Here is a 26,553-nt window from a genome sequence, read left to right on the forward strand (position 1 = left end):
GCGGGAGGCTCGGGTTCCCCCGGCCGTACCGGGGCGGCCATGGGCCGTTCGGGTGAAGGTGCCCGTCAGGTGGTCCGCGTCGGCGGGCCGCCTTTCGGAGGTCGGCGTCAGCGGGCCGCCGGGACCGCGACCTTCTCCAGGTGGGCGGCGGTGGGCTCGACCTCGCTGGTGCAGTGGGCGCAGCGGGAGGCGATCGCCGGGATCTCGGTGAAGCAGCGGGGGCAGTCGCGCTTCTCCGACTTGGGGTCGGCCGCCTCCTCCTTGGCGAACCGCTCCTGGACCTTCGCCAGCGGGGCGACGATCAGGAAGTAGAGGACCGCGGCGGTGATGACGAACGCTATGGCGGCGGAGATGGCGAGGCCGTAGGGGAAGACGGTCTTGCCGACGCTGAACTTCGCCTCGCTGAAGTCGCCGACGGAGCCGGTGGCGAGCCCGATGAGCGGGGTGATGAAGGCCTTGCTGAAGCCCGTGACGACGGCGGTGAACGCGGTTCCGACGGCCAGACCGATGGCCATCGAGATGACGTTCCCGCGAAGTATGAAGTCCTTGAATCCGTTCAGCACGGGGTGTTGCTCCAGGTTCTGCTGTGTGTGGGGGGGACGGTGGGTCAGAACAGCGTCGTCGCCGCGAAGCGGAGGGCGAACTGCGGGTAGCCCGACAGGACGGCTCCGCCGGCGGCGGTCAGCGCGATCGCCAGGGTGACCGGCGCGGAAGCCCGGTGGGGGACGGGGGCGCCGGCCGGTGCGCGGAAGAGCAGTGCCGTCCAGCGCAGGTAGTAGTACAGCCCGACGACGACGTTGACGCCCATGATCACGGCCAGCCAGCCGAGGCCCGCGTCGACGGCCGACGAGAAGACGGTCACCTTGGCGAAGAGGCCAATGATACCCGGGGGCAAACCGGCCAGATTCAGGAGGAAGAACCCGAGTGCGAGGGCGGCGGCGGGGCTGGCCGCGTACAGCCCGCGGTAGTCCTCGATCCGGTTCGCCGGGCGGGTACGGGCGACGAGCGCGACGACCGCGAAGGCGCCGAGGTTCACGACGGCGTACATCAGGGCGTACGCGACGGTGGCGCCGACCTGGTCGTCGTCGGCGTACGCGGCGGCGGCGATCGGCACCAGCAGGTAGCCGGCCTGGGCGACGGAGGACCAGGCGAGCAGCCGGACCGCGCTCCACGCGCGCGTGGAGACCTGGCGGAGGGCGGCGACGTTGCCGGCGGTCATGGTGAGCGCGGCGAGGACGGCGAGCGCCGGGCCCCAGACGTCCGCGTACGAGGGGAAGGCGACGACCGTCACCAGGATGAGGCCGGTGAAGCCGACGGCCTTGCCGACCACGGAGAGGTAGGCCGCGACGGGCAGCGGCGCGCCGACGTAGGTGTCGGGGACCCAGAAGTGGAAGGGGACGGCGGCCGTCTTGAAGGCGAAGCCGACGAGGGTGAGGGCGACACCGGCCTGGGCGAGCGTCTCCAGCTGCCCAGGGACGGAGTCGAGCCGCTCGGCGATCTCCGTGAGGTGGAGGGTGCCGGTCGCCGCGTACACGAAGCTGACGCCGAGCAGGGTGACGGCGGTCGCGGTGACGGAGGAGAGGAAGAACTTCAGCGCGGCCTCGCCGGACCTGCGGTCGCCGCGCTTGAGGCCGACGAGCGCGAAGGCGGGCAGCGAGGCCACCTCGAGGGCGACGACGAGCGTCGCGAGGTCCCGGGAGGCGGGCAGCAGGGCCGCGCCGGCGGCCGAGGAGAGCAGCAGGAACCAGAACTCGCCGGCCGGGAGCCGCTCGCGGGTCTCGTCCAGGGAGAGGAGCGCGGTGAGGAGCGCGCCGCCGAGGACGAGCAGCTGGACGACGAGGGTGAAGGTGTCGGCGGTGTAGCTGCACGCGGCCGCGTGGCCCTGGGCCTGGGCCTCGGAGGTGAGGCAGAAGGTGGAGCGGTCGCCGGCCCGCAGCGGGACGAGGAGGGCGAGGGCGGCGACGAGGCCGCCGATCGCGGTCCAGCCGAGGAGCCGCTTGCGCTCCGGCGGGACGAAGAGGTCGGCGACGAGGACGGCGAGGGCGACCACGGCCGTGAGGGTGGGGGGCGCGATCGTGAGCCAGTCGATGGACTGGACGAGCGACGCGCTCGGCTCGCCCGACTGGCTGGCGAGCGTCGTCACGGGGGTCATCGGGTGCCTCCGGCGAGGAGCTGCTGGACGGCCGGGTCGGTGAGGCCGAGGAGGACGGCGGGCCAGAGTCCGGCGAGGACGGTGAGGGCGACGAGCGGGGTCCAGGCGGCGAACTCGTACCCCTGGACGTCGGCGATCGCCGTCTCCCCCGCCGGGCGGGGGCCGCCCATGCAGACGCGGCGGACGACGACGAGGAGGTAGGCGGCGGTGAGGAGCGTGCCGAACGCGCCGATCGCCGTGAAGGTGAGGAAGGCGGGGCGGCTGAGGCCCGGCGCCGGTTCGAAGGCGCCGAAGAGGGCCAGCATCTCGCCCCAGAAGCCGGCCAGGCCGGGGAGGCCGAGGGAGGCGACGGCGGCGAAGGCGAGGAGGGCGCCGAGGCGGGGGGCGCGGCCGTAGAGGGCGGCGCCGGTGGCCCCGGCGAGGGTGTCGAGGTCGGCGGTGCCGTACCGGTCCTTGAGGGCGCCGACCAGGAAGAAGAGGAGGCCGGTGACGAGGCCGTGGGCGATGTTGGCGAAGAGCGCGCCGTTGACCCCGGTGGGCGTCATGGTGGCGATGCCGAGGAGGACGAAGCCCATGTGGCCGACGGAGGAGTACGCGATGAGCCGCTTGAGGTCGCCCTTGGCGCCGGGGCGCGCGAGCGCGAGGCAGGCGAGCGATCCGTAGACGATCCCGGCGACGGCGAAGGCCGCGAGGTACGGCGCGAAGGTCCGCATGCCGTCGGGGGCGATCGGCAGAAGGATCCGGACGAAGCCGTACGTGCCCATCTTGAGCAGGACGCCGGCGAGGAGGACGGAGCCGACGGTCGGGGCGGCCGTGTGGGCGTCCGGGAGCCAGCTGTGCAGTGGCCACATCGGGGTCTTCACCGCGAGCCCGAGGCCGATCGCGAGAACGGCGGTGACCTGCACGGTCGTGCTCAGTCCGCGGCCGTTGTCAGAGGCGAGTGCCAGCATGTCGAAGGTGCCGGCCTGTACGCCGATGAGGAGCAGGCCCAGCAGCATGACGACGGAGCCGAGCAGCGTGTAGAGGATGAACTTCCAGGCGGCGGCCTGCCTGCCCTCGCCGCCCCAGCGGGCGATGAGGAAGTACATCGGGATGAGGACCATCTCGAAGGCCAGGAAGAACAGGACGAGGTCCAGGACGGCGAAGGTCGCCAGGGTGCCGGACTCCAGGACGAGGAGCAGGGCGACGAAGGCCTTCGGGGACGGGCCCGCGGGCATCTTGAAGTAGCTGTACAGCGCGCAGAGGAAGGTCAGCAGCGCGGTCATGACGAGCAGGGGGAGGGAGATGCCGTCGATGCCGAGGTGGATGCGCACGTCGAGTGCGGGGATCCAGCTGATGTCCGTCGTGGCCTGCATCCTGGACGGGTGGTCGTGGTCGAAGCCGAGCGCGAGGACGATCGCGGCCAGCAGGATCACGCCGGTGACGGTGACGCCGTGGCGGAGCACGGCCTGGTCCGGGGACTTCCCCTTCAGTCCGGGCGGGGCCGGGAGGAGGGCGGCGGCCGCGCCGATGAGCGGGCCGACGACGGTGAACGCGAGAAGGAACTGCATCACGGATTCGCTGATATCGATCACGGCTCACGCTCCGGCGACGGCGTTGGCGAGGGCGACTGCGGCGATCACCAGGACGACGGAGCCGGCGAGCAGGGCGCTCAGGTAGGTCTGGACGTTGCCGGTCTGGGCGCGGCGGACGAGCCAGCCGAGCCCCTTGGCGGAGTTGCCCGCGGCGTCGACGTAGGTGTCGACGACCTCACGGTCCAGGAAGCGGACCAGGGAGGCGGCGGCCACGACGGGGCGGACGAACGCGGTCCGGTAGACGGCGTCCAGGTGGAAGCCGTCGGTGGCGGGGGCGTACAGCGGCCCGAGGAGGGCACGGCCGGGGTCGGTCGGGTCCTCGGCGGGGTGCGGCAGGTGCAGCGCCTCCTTCTCGACCAGGCCGGCGTCGGCGTCGGGGTGGGCCACGTGCGGTACGGGGGCGGCGACCGGGGCCCTGGCGGCGAGGGTGCGCCAGACCGCGTACGTGATCACGGCTCCGGCGGCGGCGAGGCCCGTGCCGAGGACGGCCGTGGTGACGGTCGGGGTGAGGGCGTGGCCGTCGAACCAGTCGTCGAGGTAGGTGACGGTCAGACCGAAGCCGAGGGAGGGGATCGCGAGGACCCACAGGACGGTCGTCATGGCGACCGGCTGGCGGCCGTGGTCGGGGGCCTCGGCGCCGCGGCCGCGGAAGGCCCGCAGCCACAGGCGGAGGGCGTAGGCCGCGGTGAGGAGGGCGGTGAGCAGCCCGGCGACGAGGACGGTCCAGCCCGCCCCGGCGGGGGCTACCGTCCGGTCCCCGAGCGCGGTGTGCTCGGCGGCCACGAGGACGGCTTCCTTGGAGAAGAAGCCGGCGAAGGGCGGGATCGCGGCGAGTGCGAGGAGGGCGACGGTCATCGTCCAGTACGCGTCGGGGACGCGCTTCGCGAGGCCGCTCATGCGGGACATGGCGGTGAGCGAGTTCGTCCCGGCGGCGTGGATGACCGTGCCGGCGGCGAGGAAGAGGAGCGCCTTGAAGGCGGCGTGCGAGAGGAGGTGGAAGACGGCGGCCCCGCGGTCGCCGACGGCGAGGGCGCCGGCCATGTAGCCGAGCTGGCCGATCGTCGAGTAGGCGAGCACCCGCTTGATGTCGTCCTGGGCGAGCGCGGCCAGGGCCGAGCCGACCATCGTGATCGCGGCCATGACGGCGAGGACCGTCATCGCGGCGGCGGACTCGGCGAAGACGGGCAGCAGCCGGGCCGTGAAGTAGATGCCGGCGGCGACCATCGTCGCCGCGTGGATGAGCGCGGAGACGGGGGTGGGGCCGGCCATCGCGTCCGGGAGCCAGGTGTGCAGCGGGAACTGCGCGGACTTTCCGGCGACGCCCGCGAGCAGCAGCAGGGCGATCAGGGTGGGGTGGTCGATGCCGCCGCTCGCGACGGCGCCGAGGACCCCGGTGATCCGGAAGGTGCCGGCGTCGGTGGCGAGCGCGAAGAGACCGATGAGGAAGGGGACGTCACCGAGCTTGGTGACGAGGAAGGCCTTGAGGGAGGCGGCCCGCGCCTCCGGGGTCTCCCAGTAGTGGCCGACGAGGAAGTACGAGCAGATGCCCATGATCTCCCAGCCGACCAGGAGCACCATCAGGTCGCCGGAGTAGACGACGAGCAGCATCGCGGAGGTGAAGAGGGAGACGAGCGCGGCGTACGAGGGGTAGCGCGGGTCGTCGCGGAGGTAGCCCGTCGAGTAGATCTGCACGCAGGTCGCGACGACGCCGACGAGGACGGCGACGAGGGCGGCGAAGCCGTCGATGTACAGGGCCAGGTCGATGGGGACCGAACCGGTCGGGGTGAGCTCGGTGGCCGCGTCGATCGCCTTGCCGCCGCCCTGGCGGGCCGTGACCAGGGCGGCGAGGACGGCCGCCGCGAACGTCGGGAGTACGGCGAGGGGCCGGACGAAGCCGGGCGCGGTGCGGCCCAGGAGGAGTCCGGCGACGGAGCCGAGGAAGGGCAGGAGGGGGACGAGGACGGCCAGGGTCGTGGTGGTCACGCGGTGGCCTCGGCCTTCTCGCCGTGGGGCGTCTCGTCGGTGGGCGCCGCGGCGGCGCCCGCCTCGTCGGTTCCGTCGTCCGGGGAGCCGGGGCGCTCCGCCGTGTCGCGGAGGCGGTCGACGTCCGCGGTGCCGCGGTTGCGGTGGACCATCAGGACGATCGCGAGGCCGATGCCGATCTCCGCTGCGGCGACGGCGATGGTGAAGAGGGTGAGTGCCTGCCCGGCGTGCAGGGTGTCGCGGAGCCAGACGTCGAAGGCGACCAGGTTGAGGTTGACGGCGTTGAGCATCAGCTCGACGGACATCAGGACCAGGATCGCGTTGCGGCGGGCGAGCACTCCGTACACGCCGACACAGAAGAGGAGCGCGGCGAGGACCGCGGGATAGGCGAGGTGCATCAGCGCTCCTGCTCCTTCTTGCGGGAGAGGACGATCGCGCCGACCAGCGCGGCCAGGAGGAGCACCGAGAGGGCCTCGAAGGGCAGCACCCAGTGCTTGAAGAGCGTGGCGCCGGTGACCTCGGTGGAGCCCTGGACGGCGCCGTCCAGGTCGATCCAGGTCGTGCGGAACGCGTCGACGACGACCCAGACGAGCGCGACGGCGGCGGCGAGCGCGACGCCGAGGGCGACCGGGCGGTTGCCGGAGTCGGCGTCCGGGGAGCGGCCGATGGGGGCCTTGGTGAGCATGAGGCCGAAGAGGAGGAGGACGACGACGGAGCCGACGTAGATCAGCACCTGGACCCAGGCGATGAACTCGGCGGTCAGCAGGAGGTACTCGACGGCGAGACCGCCGAGCGCCACGACCAGCCAGAGCGCGGCGTGGACAAGCTGGCGGGTGGTGACGGTGACGACGGCGGCGCCGAGGGTGACGAGGCCGACGAGGAGGAAGGCGATCTCGACGCCGGAGGGCGAGAGGAAGCCGGGGGTCTCGGCGGCGGCCTGTGCTGCCAGGATCACTGCTGCTCCTCCTCGGGCCGGGCCGGGGGCTGGACCGGGGACTCGGCCTGGGGCTCCGCCGGGGGCTCGGGCTCGGCCTCTGCCCGGGCCGCTGCCGCGGCCTCTGCCTGGGCCGCTGCTTCGGCCGCTGCCTTCTCGGCCGCCTTCTCCGCCGCCTTCCGGGCCGCGGCGATCTCCTTCGGTTCCTCCGCCTTCGGGTCGAGCGCGGGCGGCTCCGGGACCGTCCACATCCACTCGCGGAGCTTGTCCCGCTCGTGGGTGAGCTCGTGGATGTCGGTCTCCGCGTACTCGAACTCGGGCGACCAGAAGAGCGCGTCGAAGGGGCACACCTCGATGCAGATACCGCAGTACATGCAGAGCGAGAAGTCGATGGCGAACCGGTCGAGCACGTTCCGGCTGCGCTCGCGGCCACCGGGGGCGGCGGGCGGCACCGTCTCCTTGTGGGAGTCGATGTAGATGCACCAGTCGGGGCACTCGCGGGCGCAGAGCATGCAGACCGTGCAGTTCTCCTCGAACAGCCCGATGACCCCGCGGGTGCGGGGCGGCAGCTCGGGCTGGACGTCCGGGTACTGCGCGGTGACGGTCTTCCTCGTCATCGTGCGGAGCGTGACGGCGAGCCCCTTGGCGAGGCCGGAGCCGGGGATGGGCATTACTGGATCGCCACCTTCACGATGCCGGTGAGCGCGATCTGCGCGAGAGCGAGCGGGACGAGCGTCGTCCAGGCCAGCTTCTGGAGCTGGTCCTCGCGCAGGCGCGGGTAGGTCACCCGCAGCCAGATCACGACGAAGGCGAGGACGGCGGTCTTGAGCAGGGTCCAGACCCAGCCGAGGCCGTCGGCACCGAAGGGGCCGTGCCAGCCGCCGAGGAAGAGGACGGTGGTGAGACCGCAGAGGACGACGATGCCCGCGTACTCGGCGAGCAGGAAGAGCGCGAAGCGGAGGCCGGTGTACTCGGTGTACGCGCCGAAGATGATCTCCGAGTCGGCGACCGGCATGTCGAACGGCGGCCGCTGGAGCTCGGCGAGGCCGGCCACGAAGAAGACGATCGCGCCGACGATCTGCCAGGGCAGCCACCACCACTCGAAGGCGTTCAGGATGCCGGGGAGGGAGACGGTGCCGGCGGCCATCGCGACGGAGGCGGCGGCGAGCAGCATCGGGAGCTCGTACGCGAGCAGCTGAGCGGCGGTGCGGAGGCCGCCCAGCAGGGAGAACTTGTTGGCGGAGGCCCAGCCGGCCATGAGGCTGCCGAGCACACCGACGCCCATGACCGCCAGCACGAAGAAGACGCCCGCGTCGACGACCTGCCCGACCGCGCCCTCGCTCGGGCCGATCGGGATGGCGAGGAGGACGAGGAGGTACGGGAGGAGGGCGACGGCCGGGGCGAGCTGGAAGACCCGGCGGTCCGCGTCCTTCGGGACGACGTCCTCCTTCTGCGCGAACTTCACGCCGTCGGCGACGAGCTGCGCCCAGCCGTGGAAGCCGCCGGCGTACATGGGGCCGAGGCGGCCCTGCATGTGGGCCATGACCTTGTGCTCGGCCTGCCCGACGACCAGGGGCAGGACGAGGAAGAGGCCGAAGACGATCAGGAGCCGGACGGCGACGTCGAGTGCGTCGTTCACGCGGGGTCGCCTCCGGCGGGGTCGGTGGGTTCGGATTCGGGTTCGGGTTCGGGTTCGGTGCTCTTCTCGGCGCTCGCGGCTGCGCCTCCCCGCCCTGCGGGCGGCGGGCCTTCGGCCGGGGCCGGGGCCGGCCCAGTGGCCGGGGCCGGGGCCGGCCCAGTGGCCGGGGTATCGGTCTTCGCCGGTGCTTCCGGCTCGGCCGGAGCGGCCGGGTCCGCCGGAGCTTCCGTGTCCGCCGGAGCTTCCGGCTGCGCCGGACCGGCCGGGACGTCGGCGGCCGGAGCCGCCTCGGCCTCGGAGACCTCGCCGCCGGTCGGCGTGGCCGCCGCCTTCGGCTCGGCCGGGGTGGCCGGGGCCGCCTCGGTCGCGGCTGTCTCGGCCGGGGACGCCTCGGTCCGGGCCGTCTCGGCCGGGGACGCCTCGGCCCGGGTTTCCGGCTGTGGCGGCTTCTCGTCGAAGGCCGGGCGGGCGTGGTGCCAGGGGGCGTCCGAGCTACGCGTGCGCGGGGTGGCGGACGTAGCCGCGTCCGGCGCCGTCTGGCTCGCCGAACCGTCCGAGGCCGAGCGCGAGCGGCGGGCGGGCGTGCCCGGCTCCGCCTGGCTCGCCGAACCGTCGGCTGCCGTGCGGGATCGGCGTGGCGGGCGGGTCGTCGGGGGTTCGGGCGGCGTGCCCTGGTCCTCAGGGGCCGGGGCCGCCTGGCTCGCCGAACCGTCCGAGGCCGAGCGGGAACGGCGTACCGGTGCACCGGGTTCGGCCTGGCCGGCCGAGCCGTCGGCACCCGCGCCCGGGGCCGCCTGGCTCGCCGAACCGTCCGAGGCCGAGCGCGAGCGGCGTACCGGTGCGCCGGGTTCGGCCTGGCCGGCCGAGCCGTCGGCACCCGCCTCCGGCGCCGCCTGGCTCGCCGATCCCTCCGACGCCGTACGGGAACGGCGAACCGGGGCGCCCGCCTCCGGAGTCGCCTGGCTCGCCGAGCCTTCTGTCACCGAGCGGGCGCGGCGGGGCGGGGCTTCCGTGCCTTCTGCGGCTGGTCGGGGGCGGGCCGTTCGGGTGGGGCGGGTCGGGGCCGGGGGGAGCTGGCCCTTCAGGGGGCCCCATTCGTTGGGGTCCGGGACGCCCGGCGGGAGCATCTGGCGGCGCTTCGGGCCTCCGCCGTCGTGGGACTCGCCCGGCTCCTTCGCGCCGGGCCAGGCCTTCGCGACCCGGGCCGCGAGGACGAAGTCCTTGCGGAGCGGGTGGCCCTCGAAGTTCTCCGGGAGGAGGAGCGGGACGAGGTGCGGGTGGCCCGTGAAGTCCACGCCGAACATCTCGTGGGTCTCGCGCTCGTGCCAGCCCGCGCCCGCGTACACCCCGATCGCCGTCGGGAGGGCCGGGGCATCGTGCGGGACCGTGGTGCGGAGGAGGATCCGCCGCGGCGGCCGCCCGGCCGTGAGGGCGACGACGTGGGCGCAGACGCGGAAGCCCGTGCCGGGTTCGTCGACCGCGCTCAGCCAGTCGAAGTAGGTGCAGCCCAGCTCGTCGCGGGCCGTGGTGAGGGCCGTGATCCAGGCGGCCGGCGGGACGTCGACCGTCAGCAGGTCGTAGGCGTGCTCCGCCGTCGCCTCCTCGCCGAAGATCTCGGTGACGGAGTCGGGGAGGGAGTCGTGGAGGGAGTCGAACGTGCTCATGACGTGGCTCCCGGCGGGGGCGTCAGGGGGCTCGTCAGCTCCGCGACCGACGCGGTCGTGGCGTACCGATCCGCCAGGCTCTCGCGCGCGATCTTCTCCTGGAGCTTGAGGATGCCCTGGAGGAGCGCCTCCGGCCGCGGCGGGCAGCCCGGCACGTAGACGTCGACCGGGATGATCTGGTCGACGCCCTTCGTGACCGAGTACGAGTCCCAGTAAGGGCCGCCGCAGTTGGAGCAGGCGCCGAAGGAGATCACGTACTTCGGTTCGGGCATCTGCTCGTACAGCCGCTTCACGGCGGGGGCCATCTTGTCCGTCACCGTGCCGGAGACGATCATCAGGTCGGCCTGGCGCGGTCCGGGCGCGAAGGGGATCACGCCGAGCCGGATGAAGTCGTGCCGGGCCATGGACGCGGCGATGAACTCGATCGCGCAGCAGGCGAGGCCGAAGTTGAAGACCCACAGGCTGTAGCGGCGGCCCCAGTTCAGGACCACCTTCATCGGCTCGGGCGCCAGGCGGGCGAGCGGCCCCAGCGTGGGTGCGGGCAGCGGTGTTACGTCCATGTCAGGACGCCCTTCTTGTACGCGTAGAGCAGCCCGACGGCCAGGAAGCCGAGGAAGACGAACATCTCGACCAGGGTCGTCGCGCCGTAGCCGGGCGCCGCGAAGACCGTCGCCCAGGGGAAGAGGAAGATCGAGTCGACGGCGAAGATGACGTAGAGGAAGGCGTACACGTAGTAGCGGACCTGGGTGTGTGCCCAGCCCTCCCCCACGGGGTCGACGCCGCACTCGTAGGTGAGGAGCTTCTCGGGCGTCGGCACGACGGGCCTGAGCAGCCGGTTGGCCGTGAAGGCCACGGCGACGAAGAGCACGCCGACGACGGCGAGCACGCCGACGACGGAGTACGTCTGGAAGTAGTCCGCCGCGTCGGCCGCGACAACGGTCGGTTCCCGCACGTCCGCCCCTCGGTCTCGGTGTCTCATGGGTCACTTCTGTTGTTGTACGCACGCGAGTCTAGGCCCTGCTAAAGGGACCGTAAGCAGTCCCCGTCCAGTCCGTGAGCACTCCGTGAGCAGTCCGTGAGCCGTCCCCGGGCGGTGCCCCGGTTCCCTTCGGCGCGGGCTCCGGTCCCGGGCCCCGGTGGGGATATCCCTACGTGTTCTCACCGACCTCCCCCATGGCGTCACGCTCTCCGCGACCGGCAGTCTGGGGACCATGAGCGCCGATCTTGAATCCCCCGCCGCCCCCCGTCCACCCGTGCGATCCGCCTACGGCAAGGAGACCTGGAAGGAGATCGCCTTCCTCCTCTCCAATCTCTTCACGTCCCTGGCCGGCTTCGTCTACGCGGTCGTGACCGTCCTGGTCGGGGTGAGCCTCTCCGTCACGGTGATCGGGCTGCCGCTGCTCGCCCTCGGGCTCGGCGGCGCGCGGTGGATCGGACGGTCGGAGCGGGCGAGGGCCCGCTCGCTGCTCGGGGTGCGCGTGCCGGAGCCGTCGCGGATGCCGAAGGGCCACGGATTCCTCGGCTGGCTGTGGTCCTCGCTGAAGGACCCGGTGGCCTGGCGGACCCAGCTGTACGGGCTGATCCGGCTGCCCTGGGGCATCGTGACGTTCACCGTCACCCTGGTCTCGCTCCTGATCCTCTGGCCCGTCCTGCCGTTCATCTCCCGCGGCCTGTCCAACGGCGACCGGGGCATGGTCCGCGGGCTGCTCTCGCCCTCCGACGAGCTGGAGCGGCGGATCGCCGAGCTGGAGTCGGACCGGGGCGTGGTCGTGGACACGGCCGCGGCGGACCTGCGGCGCATCGAGCGCGATCTGCACGACGGCGCGCAGGCGCGGCTGGTCGCCCTCGCGATGGGGCTCGGCCTCGCGAAGGAGAAGCTGCTGGAGGACCCGGAGGGGGCCGCGGCGATGGTCGACGAGGCCCACGGCGAGGTGAAGCTCGCGCTCCAGGAGCTGCGGGACCTGGCCCGGGGCATCCACCCGGCGGTCCTCACGGACCGGGGGCTGAGCGCAGCGCTCTCCTCGGTGTCCGCGCGGTGCACGGTCCCGGTGAAGGTGTCGGTGGACCTGGCGGAGCGGCCGGCGGAGGCGATCGAGGGCATCGCGTACTTCACGGTCTCGGAGCTGCTCCAGAACGTCTCCAAGCACGCACGTGCCCGGTCCGCGTCCGTGGAGGTGTGGAGGTCGGAGGAGCGGCTGATGCTCCAGGTGCGCGACGACGGCGTCGGCGGGGCGCGGCTCGACGGCGGGTCGGGGCTCGCGGGGCTGACGGAGCGGCTCGGGGCGGTGGACGGGCTCCTCGTCGTCGACTCCCCGGAGGGCGGTCCGACGACGATCACGGCGGAGCTGCCGTGGCGCTCCCGACCGGCGGCGTGAGCCTCGGGGAGGCCCGGACGCGGGCCTGACCGAGGCCGGGGCCCGCTGGGCCCGGGCCCGCCTGAGGCCCCGCGACCGCCTGAGGCCCCGCGACCGCGCGATGCCCAGGCCCGCCCGCCCCCCTGGGCGCAGGTAGGGAAAACCCCCCTCCCGAGACGCCCACTCCCCTCATGGTCCGGGGCCCGGCGGGACGGAACCCTGGAAGGCGTCACAGCACGGCGCTCACACCACCGCCCCCCCAGCAGAGAAGGACGACCGCGATGGCCTCCCCCCGACTTCCCGCCGCGATCAGCGCGCCGTTCGAGGCCCGCACCTGGCGTGCGCTCGGCTACGTGCTGATCGGGCTGCCGCTCAGCGTCTGCTGGTTCGCGCTGTCCGTCGCCTTCGTCTCGGCCGGCGCCGGGCTGCTCATCACCTTCCTCGGGGTGCCGGTCCTGGCCGGGGCGCTCGCGATGTGCCGGGGGTTCGGTGCGGTCGAGCGGGCCCGGGCTCGGGCGCTCCTCGGTGTCGACGTGAAGGCGCCGGCGCCGGTGCGCGGCAAGACCGGCGGGGCGCTCCCCTGGATGGGCGCCATGCTGAAGAACGGGGCCTCGTGGCGCCACCTGCTGTACGCGGTCGTCCACATGCCGTGGGCGATCTTCGGCTTCACCGTGACGGTGGCGCTGTGGGGCTGGGGCTGGGGCCTCTTCACGTACCCGCTGTGGCGGTGGACCTTCCCGGCGTACGTGGGCCAGGACGGCATCCAGCTGTACGGGGACGCCACGCACAGCTTCTACCTCGACTCGCCGTTCGAGATCGCGGTGACCAGCGCGATCGGCCTGCTGTTCGTCCTGCTCGGGCCGTGGGTGCTGCGCGGGGTCGTGGCGGTCGACAGGGTCCTCGTCGCCGGGCTGCTCGGTCCTTCGCGGCTGGCGTCCCGGGTGACGGAGCTGGAGTCGGACCGGGGCGTGGTCGTGGACACGGCCGCGGCGGACCTGCGGCGCATCGAGCGGGACCTGCACGACGGTCCGCAGGCCCGGCTGGCCTCGCTCGCGATGGACCTGGGGCTCGCGAAGGAGAAGCTGGCGGAGGACCCGAAGGCCGCGGCGGCGATGGTCGACGAGGCGCACGGCGAGGTGAAGGTGGCCCTTCAGGAGCTGCGGGACCTGGCCCGGGGCATCCACCCGGCGGTCCTCACGGACCGGGGGCTGGACGCGGCGCTGTCGTCGGTGGCCTCCCGGTGCGCGGTGCCGGTGTCGGTGGACGTGGACCTGCCGGCCCGGCCGGTCGCGGCGATCGAGGGCATCGCGTACTTCACGGTCTCGGAGCTGCTGCAGAACGTCTCCCGGCACGCTCGGGCGCGGCGCGCCTGGGTGGACGTGTGGCGGGCGGGCGACCGGCTGATGCTCCAGGTGCGGGACGACGGTGTGGGCGGCGCGGAGGCGGCGGCGGGCCGGAGTCTGGCGGGGCTGTCCGAGCGGGTCGGGGCGGTCGACGGCGTGCTGGCGGTGGACTCGCCCGCCGGCGGTCCGACGACCGTGACGGTCGAGCTGCCCTGGCGGGCGTAGCCCGTACGGCTCGGGTGGACCGGACCGCGCCTGGACCGTACGGCCGGGGCGGCCCGGGCCGTACGCGGGCGAGGCCGTGCGCGGACGGGCCCGTGCGCGGACCGGACCCGCACGGACCGGACGCGCGTGGTCCGGACCCGCGCGGACCGGGCGGCGCGTGCGGAGACCGGACGGCGACCGTCCGTCCCGGGGGCTCGCCTCGGGGCGGGCGGCTTCCTGCGATGCTGGGGGTCTGACGGACTTTTCGACCTTCGGAACAGGGGGCTGTGCGGCGTGGTCGTACAAGAGGTGACGGACCGGGTGCGGGTGGTGATCGCGGAGGACTCGGTGCTGCTCCGCGAGGGGCTGACCCGGCTGCTGACCGACCGGGGGCACGAGGTCGTCGCCGGGGTGGGTGACGGCGAGGCGCTGGTGAAGCTGGTGGCCGGGCTCGCGGACGAGGGCGCGCTGCCGGACGTGGTGGTGGCGGACGTGCGGATGCCGCCGACGCACACGGACGAGGGCGTGCGGGCGGCGGTGCGGCTGCGGAAGGAGTATCCGGGGCTGGGTGTCCTGGTGCTGTCGCAGTACGTGGAGGAGCAGTACGCCACCGAACTGCTGGCCGGTTCGAGCCGGGGCGTCGGCTATCTGCTGAAGGACCGGGTCGCGGAGGTCCGCGAGTTCGTGGACGCGGTCGTGCGGGTCGCCGGGGGCGGTACGGCCCTGGACCCCGAGGTGGTGCAGCAGCTGCTGGGCCGGTCCCGGCAGCAGGACGTGCTGGCGAACCTGACCCCGCGCGAGCGGGAGGTCCTCGGTCTGATGGCGGAGGGGCGGACGAACTCGGCGATCGCGCGGCAGCTGGTGGTGAGCGACGGCGCGGTGGAGAAGCACATCAGCAACATCTTCCTGAAACTGGGCCTCTCCCCGAGTGACGGTGATCATCGACGGGTACTCGCGGTGTTGACGTATCTGAAGTCCTGAAAATCTGACACCCTGTCAGATGACGCACTCGGCCGAGCCGGGCCGAGTGCGGCTGGAGCGAGGCCGGAGCGAGGCCGGAGTGAGATCGGCGAGGCTGGGTCGTGTTCGACAGCCGGAGGGTCCTAGATCCAAAGGATGAGGCGTAACGCGACCTTCCGGAACAATCCGGGTGGCGACAGAACGTGACGATTCAGGGCAAGAGGGCGTCTCACAAAGAGGTCCGCAATACGAGAAGTCCCCGGAAGGCCCCCCTTACCGTCGTAGGGTGGGCCACGGGACGACCGGTGATCGGCCGGCGTCTCCCGAGCCTTCTCCCGCCTCCGGCGGAGAGTCCCCTTGCCACGAGGGAGGTCCAGTTCAGTGACCAGCCAGGTCAGTAGCGAGGCCGGTGAGGCCCTGCTCGGGGAGCAGCGCAGCGCCCCGGCGACGGCCCACCACGGCACCGAGAAGGAAGTGCGCCGACTCGACCGCGTGATCATCCGCTTCGCGGGCGACTCCGGTGACGGCATGCAGCTCACGGGTGACCGCTTCACCTCGGAGACGGCGTCCTTCGGGAACGACCTCTCCACGCTGCCGAACTTCCCGGCCGAGATCCGCGCACCCGCCGGAACCCTGCCGGGCGTCTCGTCCTTCCAGCTGCACTTCGCCGACCACGACATCCTGACCCCGGGCGACGCCCCGAACGTGCTGGTGGCGATGAACCCGGCCGCCCTCAAGGCGAACATCGGCGACGTGCCGCGCGGCGGCGAGATCATCGTCAACACCGACGAGTTCGCCAAGCGCGCCATGGCCAAGGTCGGCTACGCGACCTCGCCCCTGGAGGACGGGTCGCTGGACGCGTACCACGTGCATCCGGTGCCGCTGACGACGCTGACCATCGAGGCCCTCAAGGAGTTCGGCCTGTCCCGGAAGGAGGCCGAGCGGAGCAAGAACATGTTCGCGCTCGGGCTGCTCTCCTGGATGTACCACCGGCCGACCGAGGGCACCGAGACCTTCCTGCGGAGCAAGTTCGCGAAGAAGCCGCAGATCGCCGAGGCCAACGTGGCCGCCTTCCGGGCCGGCTGGAACTTCGGCGAGACCACCGAGGACTTCGCCGTCTCCTACGAGGTCGCCCCGGCGACCCGCGCCTTCCCCACCGGCACGTACCGGAACATCTCCGGGAACCTGGCCCTCTCGTACGGCCTGATCGCCGCCGGCCGCCAGGCGGACCTGCCGATCTACCTGGGCTCGTACCCGATCACCCCGGCCTCGGACATCCTCCACGAGCTGTCCAAGCACAAGAACTTCGGCGTGCGCACCTTCCAGGCCGAGGACGAGATCGCCGGCATCGGCGCCGCGCTCGGCGCCGCCTTCGGCGGCTCGCTCGGTGTGACGACGACGTCCGGACCCGGTGTGGCCCTGAAGTCGGAGACGATCGGCCTCGCGGTCTCCCTGGAGCTGCCGCTGCTGATCATCGACATCCAGCGCGGCGGCCCGTCCACCGGTCTGCCCACCAAGACCGAGCAGGCCGACCTCCTCCAGGCCATGTACGGCCGCAACGGCGAGGCGCCGGTGCCGATCGTGGCCCCGAAGACGCCCGGAGACTGCTTCGACGCGGCCCTGGAGGCGGCGCGGATCGCCCTCACGTACCGCACGCCCGTCTTCCTGCTCTCCGACGGCTACCTCGCCAACGGCTCCGAGCCCTGGCGCGTCCCGGACGTGGACGAGCTCCCCGACCTGCGGACCCAGTTCGCGACCGGGCCGAACCACACGCTCGACGACGGCACCGAGGTCTTCTGGCCGTACAAGCGCAACCCCGAGACCCTGGCCCGCCCCTGGGCCGTGCCCGGCACCCCCGGCCTCGAACACCGCATCGGCGGCATCGAGAAGCAGGACGGCACGGGCAACATCTCGTACGACCCCGCGAACCACGAGTTCATGGTCCGCACCCGCCAGGCCAAGATCGACGGCATCGACGTCCCGGACATCGAGGTCGACGACCCGGACGGCGCGAGCACCCTGGTCCTCGGCTGGGGCTCCACCTACGGGCCGATCACCGCCGCCGTCCGCCGCATCCGCCGGGAGAACGGCCACATCGCCCGGGCCCACCTGCGCCACCTCAACCCCTTCCCGAAGAACCTCGGCGAGGTGCTGAGGCGGTACGAGAAGGTCGTCGTCCCCGAGATGAACCTCGGCCAGCTCGCCACCCTCGTCCGGGCGAAGTACCTCGTCGACGCCCGCAGCCACACCCAGGTCAACGGCATGCCGTTCAAGGCCGAGCAGCTCGCCGCCGCCCTCAAGGAGGCCATCGATGCCTGAGCCCACGGAGACGCTGCTGAACCTGGTGCCCAAGGCCGAGGCCCAGCAGTCGATGAAGGACTTCAAGTCCGACCAGGAGGTGCGGTGGTGCCCCGGCTGCGGTGATTACGCGGTCCTCGCCGCCGTCCAGGGCTTCATGCCCGAACTCGGCCTGGCGAAGGAGAACATCGTCTTCGTCTCGGGCATCGGCTGCTCCTCCCGCTTCCCGTACTACATGAACACGTACGGGATGCACTCCATCCACGGCCGCGCCCCGGCGATCGCCACCGGCCTCGCGACCTCCCGCCGCGACCTGTCCGTCTGGGTCGTCACGGGCGACGGCGACGCGCTGTCCATCGGCGGCAACCACCTCATCCACGCGCTCCGCCGCAACGTCAACCTGAAGATCCTGCTCTTCAACAACCGGATCTACGGGCTGACCAAGGGCCAGTACTCGCCCACCTCCGAGGTCGGCAAGATCACCAAGTCGACCCCGATGGGCTCGCTCGACGCGCCCTTCAACCCGGTGTCGCTCGCGCTCGGCGCGGAGGCCTCCTTCGTGGCCCGCACGGTCGACTCCGACCGCAAGCACCTCACCGAGGTCCTGCGCCAGGCCGCCGACCACAACGGCACGGCGCTGGTCGAGATCTACCAGAACTGCAACATCTTCAACGACGGCGCCTTCGAGGTCCTCAAGGACAAGGACCAGGCCAAGGAGGCCGTCATCCGCCTGGAGCACGGGCAGCCGGTCCGCTTCGGCGCCGAGCTCGACAAGGGCGTCGTCCGCGACCCGGCCACCGGCGACCTCCACGTCGTCACCGTCACCCCGGAGAACGAGTCGCGGATCCTCGTCCACGACGCCCACGCGGCCACCCCCACGACCGCCTTCGCGCTCTCGCGGCTCGCGGACCCGGACACCCTCCACCAGACGCCCATCGGGGTGTTCCGGTCGGTGGACCGCCCGGTCTACGACACGCTGATGGCGGAGCAGCTCGACACGGCGGTGGAGCAGTACGGCAAGGGCGACCTGGGCCGGCTCCTCACCGGCAACGACACGTGGACGGTGGCGGGCTGACGCGCGGGTGGGTGTGAGGGGCCCGGTCGACACGAGTCGGCCGGGCCCTTTTATGTGTCCTTCGCCGCCGCCTCGTCGAACTTCCCGAGGAAGCGGGGCACTCCGCCCTTCACCTGCCAGAGGAAGAGGCCCAGGAGGGCGACGGGCAGGTTCCCCTGCGTCCGGTTCACGTACTCCTTGACGATCCCTTGGTACGAGCTCCGCACCAGGCTGTTCCGGAGACCCGCGGCCACCGATTCGGCGTTGCCGGCGCTCGCGGCACGCAGCCCCTGGAGCGCCCAGTTGGTGGCGTCGTACGCCTCCGTCGCGAACCGTTCGACGGGGGTCCCGGCGGAGAGACCCCAGCGCTTCCGGTACGCGGCCGTGAACGTCCGCGCCGCCGGGAGCCCGTCGGGATCCACGTAGCCCGTGCCGAAGTACCAGCCCTCGGCGGCCGGGCCCGCGACGGCGAGGAACTCCGGCTGGAGCACGTACTCGACGCTGCCGCAGGGGCCCCGGTAGCCCTGGTCGCGCAGGGCCCTGGCACACAGCGCGGCCCGGCGCGGCGACGCCCCCGCGAAGAACACGCCCTGCGGGTCGGTCGCGAGGGCGGCGCGTACGGCGGCGCCGAAGTCCTCGCTGTCCGCCTCCACGGGGTGCGAGGTCACCGATCCGTCCTTCTTCCCGGACGGCGGGTAGTCCTTCAGGTTCTTGACGAGCAGCCAGCTGTACTCTCCGGCGGCCCGGTCCTCCACGACGGCGGTCCGGTAGGCCTCGTGCTCGATGAGATAGCGGACGAAGGCGAGGGACATCATCCCCTGCTGGGTTCGGGGCTGGAAGTAGGTGGTCTTGACCTCCTGGCCCTTGATCTGAGTGGCCGGGACGTCGGCGATGACGCTCGCCAACGACATCGCGTGGAGCGTGAGTTCGTTCGCGGCGGCGGCCGCGGTCGGTGCCGTCGTCGGCCCCAGGACGCCGATCAGTGTCGGGTCCTTGAGCAGAGCCAGCGCGGCGGCCTTGGCGCGCTCCGGCTTCCCCCCGTCGTCCTCGACCCGGAGTCGTACGTCGCACGGCCGGTCGGCGCGGGCGTTGAACTCCTCCACGGCCAGCCGGATGCCTCGCTCCTGCCCCCGCCCGTCCGACTTGGTGGGGCCGCTCAGGTCGGTGAGGACGCCGATCGTGTACGAGGCGAGGGGGCCGCCGGTGCCGCCCGTTCCCGTGCCCGTCCCGCCCGGTGAACGGGTCAGGAGCCAGGCCGTGAGGCCGCCCGCACCCGCGACGGCGGCGGTGGAGCCGGCGATCAGCAGCCGACGCCGCGAGACTCCGGTGGGCCGGTCCTCCCGGGTGAGCAGGGTCGGGTCGGCGACGGGCAGGTCGAGGACGCGGGTGGAGCGCTGGGCGATCAGGGCGGGCAGGCCGGGTGGGAGCCAGTCGCCCGCCGGGCCGTCGGCCGCGCCCAGCGCGGCCCGCACGTCGGCGGCCGTGGGGCGGTCCGCCGGGTCCTTGGCGAGGCAGGCGGTGACGAGCGGGAGGAGGGTGTCCGGTAGGCCGTCGAGCTCGGGTTCCTCGTGGACGGTGCGGTAGACGACGGCGGCCACCGCGCCCGTGCCGAAGGGGCGTTCGCCGGTGAGGGCGTAGGCGAGGACGCAGCCGAGCGAGAAGACGTCGCTGGCCGGGCCGACCTCGCCCGCCCCGGTGACGCGGGCCTGTTCCGGGGCGAGGAAGCCGGGGGTGCCGATCATCGCGTCGGTGGCGGTCAGGGCGGTCGCTCCGGCGGAGCGGGCGATGCCGAAGTCGATGAGGCGGGGCCCGTCGAGGGCGAGGAGGACGTTCCCCGGCTTCACGTCCCGGTGGACGAGCCCGGCCTCGTGCATGTCGGTGAGGGCGGAGGCGAGCCGGGCGCCCAGGGCCCGGACGGTCGGCTCGGGGAGGGCGCCGTGCAGGGCGACGGCCTCGGCGAGCGAGGGGCCGGGCACGTACTCGGTGGCGAGCCAGGGTTCACGGGCCTCCGGGTCGGCGCCGAGGACGCGGACGACCCAGCGGCCGGTGATCCGCTCGGCGGCGCGGGCCTCGCGGCGGAACCGTTCCCGGAAGCCGGGGTCGGCGGCGTGCTCGGCGCGGATGAGCTTGAGCGCGGCGAGCGTCCCGCCGGCGGAACGGGCGAGGAAGACCACGCCCATGCCGCCGGCGCCGAGCCGCCCGAGCAGCCGGTAGCCGGCGAGGGTCGACGGGTCGGCCTTGCGGAGCGGCTGCACGGGTCAGGCCTTCTTGTCGTTCTTCTTGGGCTTGCTCGGCAGCAGGGGCGCGGAGCCGATCGGCTTGTACGCGCCGTTCTGCACGGCGAAGACGAAGGTGCCGCCGCTCCCCAGGTCGCCGTATTCGTTGAAGTTGTACCCGCCCATCACGCCCTTGTAGTTCTGCTTGCGCAGCGCTGCCCACAGGCCCTTGCGCGCGGGTCTGCCGCCGGCCTTCGCCTGGGCCTTCAGCTGCTCGATCGTCATCGTGACGACGTCGTACGACTCGCCCGCGTAGTACGCGGGGGCCGTCCCGAACCGCTTGCGATGGGCGGCGGTGAAGGCGGCGGCCGTCTTCTGGGTCGCGGGGTCGGCGACGGGCGCGCACACGAACCAGCCCTCGGCGGCCGCCCCGGCCTGCTTGAGGAAGTCCTGGCCGAAGACGGCCTGGCCGGTGAACCTCGGTCCGGTGAAGCCGAGTTCGGTGAGGGCTCGGGCGGCGTGGACGGCGGTCTCGGTGACACCGCAGTGGACGTAGGCGTCGATGCCGGCGTCGATCATCTCGCCGAGCACCCGGCGGTACGCGCGCGCGTCGGCGCGGGCGGGGACGACCCGGAAGTGCGGGGGGATCCCGGCCTGCCCGAAGCCGAAGCGGACGCCGCCGGTGACCTGCCAGCTGTAGTGGTCCTCGGTCCGGTCCTCCAGGACCCCTGGGCGGCGGATCGCGGGCAGCAGGGTGGCGGCGAAGGAGAGGTGGGTGCCCGCGCTGATGTGGTTGGGGATGGCGCGCAGGAGCGTCTCGTTCCACGAGCTGCCCGAGCGCAGGGTGAGCAGGTTGTATCCGGCCGAGACCGTGATCAGAGGGATGCCGGCCTCCTCGAAGGCGGGCATGACGGCCTGGCCGACGGCGTCGGTGGTGGGGCCGAGGACCGCGAGGACGCCGGGGTCGGTGGTGAGGGGCTTGACGGTCTCCAGGACGCGGGTCGCGTCGCCCCGGTCGTCGACCACCTTGAGGGCGAGCGTGAAGGGCTTGTCCTTGCGGGCGTTGAACTGCTCGACGGCGAGGCGCGCGCCGCGCTCCTGGGCCCGGCCGATCTCCTTGGCGGGCCCGGACAGGTCGGCGAGGACGCCGATCGTCCAGCTGGTGCGGGGCGGTACGGGCTTCTTGCCGCCCTTGCCGTCCGTCTCCTCGTCGTCCCCGAGCCCCGCCCAGACGGCGGCCGCGCCGCCGCCGACGGCCAGCACGGCGGCGCCCGACGCGAGCAGCAGGAAGCCGCGTCGGCTCTTCTCCGGGGCGGCCGTGCCGGAGGTGCCGCCGGCCTCGGTGACGTCGATCTCGGGGAGGGCGAGCATCCGGGCGGAGCGTTCGGCGATGGTCCGGACGACGGGGGCGGGCAGCCATTCGGCACCGTCGCCGGGGCGGTCCTCGACGAGCTGGACCCCGATCTCGGCCGCGGTGGGCCGTCCGGCCGGGTCCTTGGCGAGGCAGGAGCGGACGAGGTCGAGCAGTCCTTCGGGGACGCCGGTGAGGTCGGGTTCGTCGTGGACGGTCCGGTACATGAGGGCGTCGACGGCGCCGGTGCCGAAGGGCGGGCGTCCGGTCGCCGCGTAGGCGAGGAGACAGCCGAGGGCGAAGACGTCGGCGGGCGGGCCGATGGCGTCGGTGCGGGCCTCGGCCTGCTCGGGGGCGAGGAAGCCGGGGGTGCCGACGACCATGTCGGTGGCGGTGAGGGCGGTCTCGCCGGTGGCGCGGGCGATGCCGAAGTCGATGAGGCGGGGGCCGTCGACGGCGAGGAGGACGTTCCCGGGCTTCACGTCGCGGTGGACGAGCCCGGCCGCGTGCACGGCGGCGAGGGCGCGGGCGACGGACCAGCCGAGGAGGCGGACGCTCCGCTCGGGCAGCGGGCCGTGCGCGGCGACGGCCTCGCCGAGGGAGGGGCCGGCGACGAAGGCGGTGGCCATCCACGGTTCGGGGGCGTCCGGGTCGGCGCCGGTGACGGGGACGGCCCAGGGGCTGGAGACCCGGCGGGCGGCCTCGACCTCGCGGCGGAAGCGGGCCCGGAAGTCGGGCTGGTCGGCCTGGTCGGCGTGGGTGACCTTGACGGCGGCGAGTTCACCGGCGGCGGTGCGGCCGAGGTAGACGACGCCCATGCCGCCGGCGCCGAGGCGGCCGAGGAGCCGGTAGCCGGCGATCGCCGACGGGTCGGAGGGCAGCAGCGGCTGGAGGGCGCCGGGCTCGGGTCGTTCGGGCCGGGGCTGCGGGGTGGGAGTGCTCACGACTGGACCTCCAGCTCGTCCTCGGCGCGTTGCAGCATGGTGACGAGGGCCTGGACCTGTGCCTGGGCGGTGCCGGTGATGGTGTCTCCGTTCAACTCCTGATAGCCGGGGGCACCCTTGACGACGGTGGCGACGGTGACCTGGCCGAGCCGGGACTGGTACCAGCTGTAGGGCTGCTTCCCCTTCACCGCGTCGTTGACGTAGTGGCCGCCCTCGCGGATCGCGTCGTGGGCGGTGGCGTTGCCGCCGACGCCGAAGGGGTTGCCGAGCGACATGAGTCCGGTGATGCGCTCGCCGTCGCGGAGCTTCTGGTCGGGGCAGTTCAGCGCCTCTTCGAGGGTGGAGGCCATCTCCCATTCGGCGTCGGACTCGGTGCGGTGCACGGTGACGGTGGCGGCGACCCGCAGGACGCCCTTGCCGCCGGTGGCGGGGATCTCGCTGTAGGCGGTGACGCTGGCCAGGACGTCGGCGGGCCGGGTGCCGGTCTCCCAGGAGCAGTTGGCGCCGAGGACGGGCCAGTAGTCCGGGTCGCTGAGGTACGGGGTGCGCTTGACGTAGCCGGGGGCCCAGGCATCGGGTCCGGCGACGACGGCGAGGGCGAGGCGCCGGGCCTCGGCCTCGGTCTTCGGTGCGCGGCGCGGGTCCGGCGTGAAGTCGAGGGCGGTCGGGGCGGGAGCCGGGGCGGTGGCCTGCGTCTTGGTGGGCGCCGGTGCCGCACGCGTACTCCCCTTGTCCTCGGGGCCCTTCCCGTCCTCGGCTCCGCCGGCGCAGCCGGTGGCGAGGAGTCCGCCCACCAGTACGGCGCAGCAGGCGCGCAGCGGTCGTCGGTCCCTGTACGTCACAGTTCCCCCCACGGTCCCTCACGGTTTCCCCCGAACGTGAGCAGATCGTACGGTGCGGCGCCGACAACTCGCCTGGGCTACAACGTCATTGAGACGAACCGGTAGCCGTCTCGCGACGCGCCTCGTCGTAGCGTGCGCGGGCGGCCTCGACCTCCGGGACCTGCTGGTCGGTCCAGCGGGCGAGCTCCCGGATCCGGCGGGCGGCGTCCTCGCCCATGGTGGTGAGGCTGTAGTCGACGCGGGGCGGGATGACGGGCTGGGCGTCGCGGTGGACGAAGCCGTCGCGCTCCAGGGTCTGGAGCGTCTGCGTGAGCATCTTCTCGCTGACGCGGCCGACCCGGCGGCGCAGCTCGCTGAAGCGGTACGGGCGCTCGCTCAGGGCGATGAGAATCAGGACGCCCCAGCGGCTGGTGACGTGCTCCAGGACGAGCCGGGCCGGGCACATGGCTCCGCCGACGTCCGCGAGCAGGCTCTTCGGTTCCTTACTTACTTCCACACCAGTACCTTACTTCAAAGTGGGTACTTACGAATAGATAGTGCCAGTCGTACGGTGAGTACCGGTGAGCGCGTCGCCCACCGCACCCCACCGGAGAAGGAAGCACCATGAGCATCGTCGTCACCGGAGCCACCGGACAGCTCGGCCGTCTCGTCGTCGACGCCCTCCTCGCCACCGTCCCGGCCGCGTCCGTCGCCGCCGTGGTCCGGAACAAGGAGAAGGCCGCCGACCTCGCGGAGCGCGGGGTCGAGCTGCGGATCGCGGACTACGACCGGCCGGAGACCCTCGCGGAGGCCTTCGAGGCCGGCGACCGGGTGCTCCTCGTCTCGGGCAGCGAGGTCGGGCGGCGCGTCCCCCAGCACGCCGCCGTGCTGGACGCGGCGAAGGCGGCGGGCGTCGCCCAGTTCGCGTACACGAGCATCCTCGGCGGTCCGGAGGCCGACTTCGACCTGGCCGCCGAGCACCAGGAGACCGAGCGGCTGGTCCTCGCCTCCGGCCTGCCGTACACCTTCCTCCGCAACGGCTGGTACAGCGAGAACTACACCGCGAACCTCGCCCCCGTCCTGGCCCACGGCGCCGTCGTCTCCAACGCCGGCGAGGGCCGGATCGCCTCCGCGACCCGCGCCGACTTCGCCGCCGCCGCGGCCGCCGTCCTGACCGGGCCGGCCGAGGAGCACCTGAACCGGGCGTACGAGCTGAGCGGCGACACCGCCTGGTCGCTCGCCGAGTACGCGGCCGAGGTCGCGGCGCAGTCCGGCCGGGAGGTCACGTACAGCGACGTCCCCGCCGAGAAGCACCTCGCGATCCTCACCGGCGCCGGGGTCCCGGAGCCCTTCGCCGCGATCCTGGTCGACGTCGACCGCGCCGTCGAGCGCGGCGCGCTCGCCCTGCGGACCGGCGACCTGGCCCGGCTGATCGGCCGCCCGACCACCCCGATCACCGTGACGATCAAGGAGGCGCTGGCCGCCTCGTAACGTTGTCATGACCGTATGGCAATACGGGCATGACAACCCGCCCCGTGCGGCGCTACCTTCGACAGGACAGCGCGGCGCGGGGCAGGGCAGGGCGGGAGGTCCGGTGGAGACGAAGACGGAGAACGAAGGGCGAGCAGGACTGCTCTACGGGATCGGCGCCTACGGCATGTGGGGACTGGTCCCGCTCTTCTGGCCACTGCTCAAGCCCGCCGGGGCCGTCGAGATCCTCGCCCACCGGATGGTCTGGTCGCTCGTCTTCGTCGGCATCGCGCTGCTCGCGCTCCGCCGCTGGGGCTGGATACCCGAGCTCGTGCGCAGCCCGCGCAAGCTCGCCCTGATCACCGTCGCCGCCGCCGTCATCAGCGTGAACTGGGGCCTCTACATCTGGTCGGTCAACACCGGCCGGGTCGTCGAGGCCTCCCTCGGCTACTTCATCAACCCGCTCGTCACCATCGCGCTCGGCGTCCTCGTCCTCAAGGAGCGGCTGCGCCCGGCCCAGTGGGCGGCGGTCGGCGTCGGCTTCGCGGCCGTCCTGGTCCTCGCGATCGGCTACGGGCAGCCGCCGTGGATCTCGCTCACCCTCGCCTCCTCCTTCGCGGTCTACGGCCTGGTGAAGAAGAAGCTCAACCTCGGCGGCCTGGAGTCGCTCGCCGCCGAGACCGCCGTCCAGTTCCTGCCGGCCCTCGGCTACCTGGTCTGGCTCGGCACCCAGGGCGATCTGGCCTTCGGCTCCGACGGCGCGGGGCACGCGGCCCTGCTCGTCTCCACCGGCATCGTCACGGCGGTGCCGCTGGTCTGCTTCGGCGCGGCCGCCATCCGCGTACCGCTGTCGACGCTCGGACTGCTCCAGTACCTGGCGCCGACCTTCCAGTTCCTGCTCGGCGTCCTCTACTTCCACGAGGCGATGCCGCCGGAGCGCTGGGCGGGCTTCTCGCTCGTCTGGCTCGCCCTGACACTGCTCACCTGGGACGCCCTGCGCACGGCCCGCCGCAGCCGGGCCGCGATGGCCGCCGCGTCGGCCGAGGCGGAGGCCGTGGCGGCGGCGGTGGCGGCGGCCTCGGCCGAGTCGGCCACGCCCGCGGCCGCGCCCGCCGAGAAGGTCCGCCAGGGGCTCTGAGCCCTCAGGCGGCCAGCAGGTCGTGCTCCCGTATCAGCCAGCAGACCGCCGTCAGCCGCAGGGTCACGAAGTCGTGGCCCGCGGGCTCGGCCCACTCGGCCTCGGTGAGCCCGTGGGTGAAGCCCCGCACGTACTCGGCGAGCTCCTCCCGCCGTACGGTGCGGCCTTCGGGCCCGCGCTGGGCCGGGACGAGCGCGTCACACACCTCGGCGGCGTGCTGGTCGACGGCGGCCGTGAGGCCCGGCTCGGAGGTGACCTCCGCGAGCCGGGGCAGGTACGCGAGGGCGACCTCGGTCAACGGGCAGCGGGGCGAATCGCTCATCCCTCCACATTAGGTGTGCCCCGGGAGGTTCAGGACGTGACCTTGGTCGCAGCCCGCGGGACCTCCGGCCAGGGCCTCCGGGCCGGCGCCCGGGCGGTTTCCCGGAGTGGCCGGTTACCGCCCATGGGGTCG

At 73.0% G+C, this 26,553-nt stretch carries 23 protein-coding genes; 7 read left to right on the top strand and 16 right to left on the bottom strand.

Annotated elements, in window-relative coordinates; all coding sequences use genetic code 11:
- Positions 1 to 107: 107 nt before the first annotated feature.
- Genes mscL through ACF08F_RS11970 form a run of 11 tightly spaced genes read right to left on the bottom strand, consistent with a single transcriptional unit; the run spans position 108 to position 10,925 of the window.
- The gene (mscL, locus tag ACF08F_RS11920) at positions 108 to 563 is read right to left on the bottom strand and encodes a large conductance mechanosensitive channel protein MscL (protein ID WP_392298358.1); all 456 of its coding nucleotides are present in this window, start codon (positions 561 to 563) and stop codon (positions 108 to 110) included.
- Positions 564 to 607: 44 nt separating this feature from the next.
- Positions 608 to 2,152: an NADH-quinone oxidoreductase subunit N gene (locus tag ACF08F_RS11925; RefSeq protein WP_392298359.1), complete on the bottom strand. Its 1,545-nt coding sequence runs from the start codon at positions 2,150 to 2,152 to the stop codon at positions 608 to 610.
- Positions 2,149 to 3,702: a NuoM family protein gene (locus tag ACF08F_RS11930; protein ID WP_392298719.1), complete on the bottom strand. Its 1,554-nt coding sequence runs from the start codon at positions 3,700 to 3,702 to the stop codon at positions 2,149 to 2,151. Before ACF08F_RS11930 ends, ACF08F_RS11925 begins: the two co-directional genes overlap by 4 nt.
- A 27-nt stretch (positions 3,703 to 3,729) precedes the next feature.
- Positions 3,730 to 5,709, bottom strand: coding sequence for an NADH-quinone oxidoreductase subunit L (locus tag ACF08F_RS11935; protein ID WP_392298360.1), 1,980 nt, complete (start codon positions 5,707 to 5,709; stop codon positions 3,730 to 3,732).
- Positions 5,706 to 6,107: an NADH-quinone oxidoreductase subunit NuoK gene (nuoK, locus tag ACF08F_RS11940; RefSeq protein WP_392298361.1), complete on the bottom strand. Its 402-nt coding sequence runs from the start codon at positions 6,105 to 6,107 to the stop codon at positions 5,706 to 5,708. Before nuoK ends, ACF08F_RS11935 begins: the two co-directional genes overlap by 4 nt.
- On the bottom strand, positions 6,107 to 6,664 hold the full coding sequence (locus ACF08F_RS11945) for an NADH-quinone oxidoreductase subunit J (RefSeq protein ID WP_359675551.1): 558 nt from the start codon (positions 6,662 to 6,664) through the stop codon (positions 6,107 to 6,109). Before ACF08F_RS11945 ends, nuoK begins: the two co-directional genes overlap by 1 nt.
- The gene (locus ACF08F_RS11950) at positions 6,661 to 7,314 is read right to left on the bottom strand and encodes a NuoI/complex I 23 kDa subunit family protein (RefSeq protein ID WP_392298362.1); all 654 of its coding nucleotides are present in this window, start codon (positions 7,312 to 7,314) and stop codon (positions 6,661 to 6,663) included. The genes ACF08F_RS11945 and ACF08F_RS11950 overlap by 4 nt, the downstream gene beginning before the upstream one ends.
- The gene (locus ACF08F_RS11955) at positions 7,314 to 8,282 is read right to left on the bottom strand and encodes an NADH-quinone oxidoreductase subunit H (protein ID WP_392298363.1); all 969 of its coding nucleotides are present in this window, start codon (positions 8,280 to 8,282) and stop codon (positions 7,314 to 7,316) included. The genes ACF08F_RS11950 and ACF08F_RS11955 overlap by 1 nt, the downstream gene beginning before the upstream one ends.
- Entirely contained in the window at positions 8,279 to 9,946 is a 1,668-nt protein-coding gene (locus ACF08F_RS11960; RefSeq protein WP_392298364.1) for an NADH-quinone oxidoreductase subunit C, read from the bottom strand. Before ACF08F_RS11960 ends, ACF08F_RS11955 begins: the two co-directional genes overlap by 4 nt.
- Positions 9,943 to 10,506 (bottom strand): NADH-quinone oxidoreductase subunit B, encoded by a 564-nt coding sequence (locus ACF08F_RS11965; protein WP_392298365.1) that lies wholly within the window; start codon positions 10,504 to 10,506, stop codon positions 9,943 to 9,945. The genes ACF08F_RS11960 and ACF08F_RS11965 overlap by 4 nt, the downstream gene beginning before the upstream one ends.
- Complete coding sequence (locus ACF08F_RS11970; protein WP_174867584.1) at positions 10,497 to 10,925, bottom strand: NADH-quinone oxidoreductase subunit A; 429 nt, start codon at positions 10,923 to 10,925, stop codon at positions 10,497 to 10,499. Before ACF08F_RS11970 ends, ACF08F_RS11965 begins: the two co-directional genes overlap by 10 nt.
- A 232-nt stretch (positions 10,926 to 11,157) precedes the next feature.
- Here ACF08F_RS11970 and ACF08F_RS11975 point away from each other — a divergent pair, with 232 nt between their 5' ends.
- From ACF08F_RS11975 to ACF08F_RS11995, 5 genes are all read left to right on the top strand, one after another.
- Positions 11,158 to 12,321 (top strand): sensor histidine kinase, encoded by a 1,164-nt coding sequence (locus ACF08F_RS11975; RefSeq protein WP_392298366.1) that lies wholly within the window; start codon positions 11,158 to 11,160, stop codon positions 12,319 to 12,321.
- Between the two features lie 260 nt (positions 12,322 to 12,581).
- A complete protein-coding gene (locus ACF08F_RS11980; RefSeq protein WP_392298367.1) occupies positions 12,582 to 13,868 on the top strand; it encodes a sensor histidine kinase in 1,287 nt (428 codons plus the stop codon).
- A gap of 300 nt (positions 13,869 to 14,168) precedes the next feature.
- Positions 14,169 to 14,828, top strand: coding sequence for a response regulator transcription factor (locus tag ACF08F_RS11985; RefSeq protein WP_056652441.1), 660 nt, complete (start codon positions 14,169 to 14,171; stop codon positions 14,826 to 14,828).
- Between the two features lie 360 nt (positions 14,829 to 15,188).
- Positions 15,189 to 17,126, top strand: coding sequence for a 2-oxoacid:acceptor oxidoreductase subunit alpha (locus tag ACF08F_RS11990; protein WP_392298368.1), 1,938 nt, complete (start codon positions 15,189 to 15,191; stop codon positions 17,124 to 17,126).
- A complete protein-coding gene (locus ACF08F_RS11995; RefSeq protein WP_392298369.1) occupies positions 17,119 to 18,180 on the top strand; it encodes a 2-oxoacid:ferredoxin oxidoreductase subunit beta in 1,062 nt (353 codons plus the stop codon). The genes ACF08F_RS11990 and ACF08F_RS11995 overlap by 8 nt, the downstream gene beginning before the upstream one ends.
- Before the next feature lie 50 nt (positions 18,181 to 18,230).
- Here the strand turns inward: ACF08F_RS11995 and ACF08F_RS12000 are convergent, their stop codons facing one another.
- The 4 genes from ACF08F_RS12000 to ACF08F_RS12015 all read right to left on the bottom strand — a co-directional run bounded on the left by ACF08F_RS12000 (position 18,231) and on the right by ACF08F_RS12015 (position 23,957).
- Positions 18,231 to 20,414 (bottom strand): bifunctional serine/threonine-protein kinase/ABC transporter substrate-binding protein, encoded by a 2,184-nt coding sequence (locus tag ACF08F_RS12000; protein WP_392298370.1) that lies wholly within the window; start codon positions 20,412 to 20,414, stop codon positions 18,231 to 18,233.
- Between the two features lie 3 nt (positions 20,415 to 20,417).
- Positions 20,418 to 22,670, bottom strand: coding sequence for a bifunctional serine/threonine-protein kinase/ABC transporter substrate-binding protein (locus ACF08F_RS12005; RefSeq protein WP_392298371.1), 2,253 nt, complete (start codon positions 22,668 to 22,670; stop codon positions 20,418 to 20,420).
- Positions 22,667 to 23,512, bottom strand: coding sequence for a hypothetical protein (locus ACF08F_RS12010; RefSeq protein WP_392298372.1), 846 nt, complete (start codon positions 23,510 to 23,512; stop codon positions 22,667 to 22,669). The genes ACF08F_RS12005 and ACF08F_RS12010 overlap by 4 nt, the downstream gene beginning before the upstream one ends.
- A gap of 85 nt (positions 23,513 to 23,597) precedes the next feature.
- Positions 23,598 to 23,957: a winged helix-turn-helix transcriptional regulator gene (locus ACF08F_RS12015; RefSeq protein WP_392298720.1), complete on the bottom strand. Its 360-nt coding sequence runs from the start codon at positions 23,955 to 23,957 to the stop codon at positions 23,598 to 23,600.
- A 158-nt stretch (positions 23,958 to 24,115) separates the two neighbouring features.
- Here ACF08F_RS12015 and ACF08F_RS12020 point away from each other — a divergent pair, with 158 nt between their 5' ends.
- Together ACF08F_RS12020 and rarD are read left to right on the top strand one after the other, a co-directional pair.
- The gene (locus ACF08F_RS12020; protein WP_392298373.1) at positions 24,116 to 24,982 is read left to right on the top strand and encodes an SDR family oxidoreductase; all 867 of its coding nucleotides are present in this window, start codon (positions 24,116 to 24,118) and stop codon (positions 24,980 to 24,982) included.
- 166 nt (positions 24,983 to 25,148) lie between these two features.
- Positions 25,149 to 26,099, top strand: a complete 951-nt coding sequence (gene rarD, locus ACF08F_RS12025) for an EamA family transporter RarD (protein ID WP_392298721.1) — start codon at positions 25,149 to 25,151, stop codon at positions 26,097 to 26,099.
- A gap of 4 nt (positions 26,100 to 26,103) precedes the next feature.
- Here rarD and ACF08F_RS12030 read toward each other — a convergent pair whose 3' ends face one another.
- Complete coding sequence (locus ACF08F_RS12030; RefSeq protein ID WP_392298374.1) at positions 26,104 to 26,421, bottom strand: DUF6401 family natural product biosynthesis protein; 318 nt, start codon at positions 26,419 to 26,421, stop codon at positions 26,104 to 26,106.
- Between the last annotated feature and the right edge of the window lie 132 nt (positions 26,422 to 26,553).

Origin of the sequence: Streptomyces sp. NPDC015130 (assembly GCF_043080005.1) — a bacterium.
Taxonomy (GTDB): Bacteria; Actinomycetota; Actinomycetes; order Streptomycetales; family Streptomycetaceae; genus Streptomyces.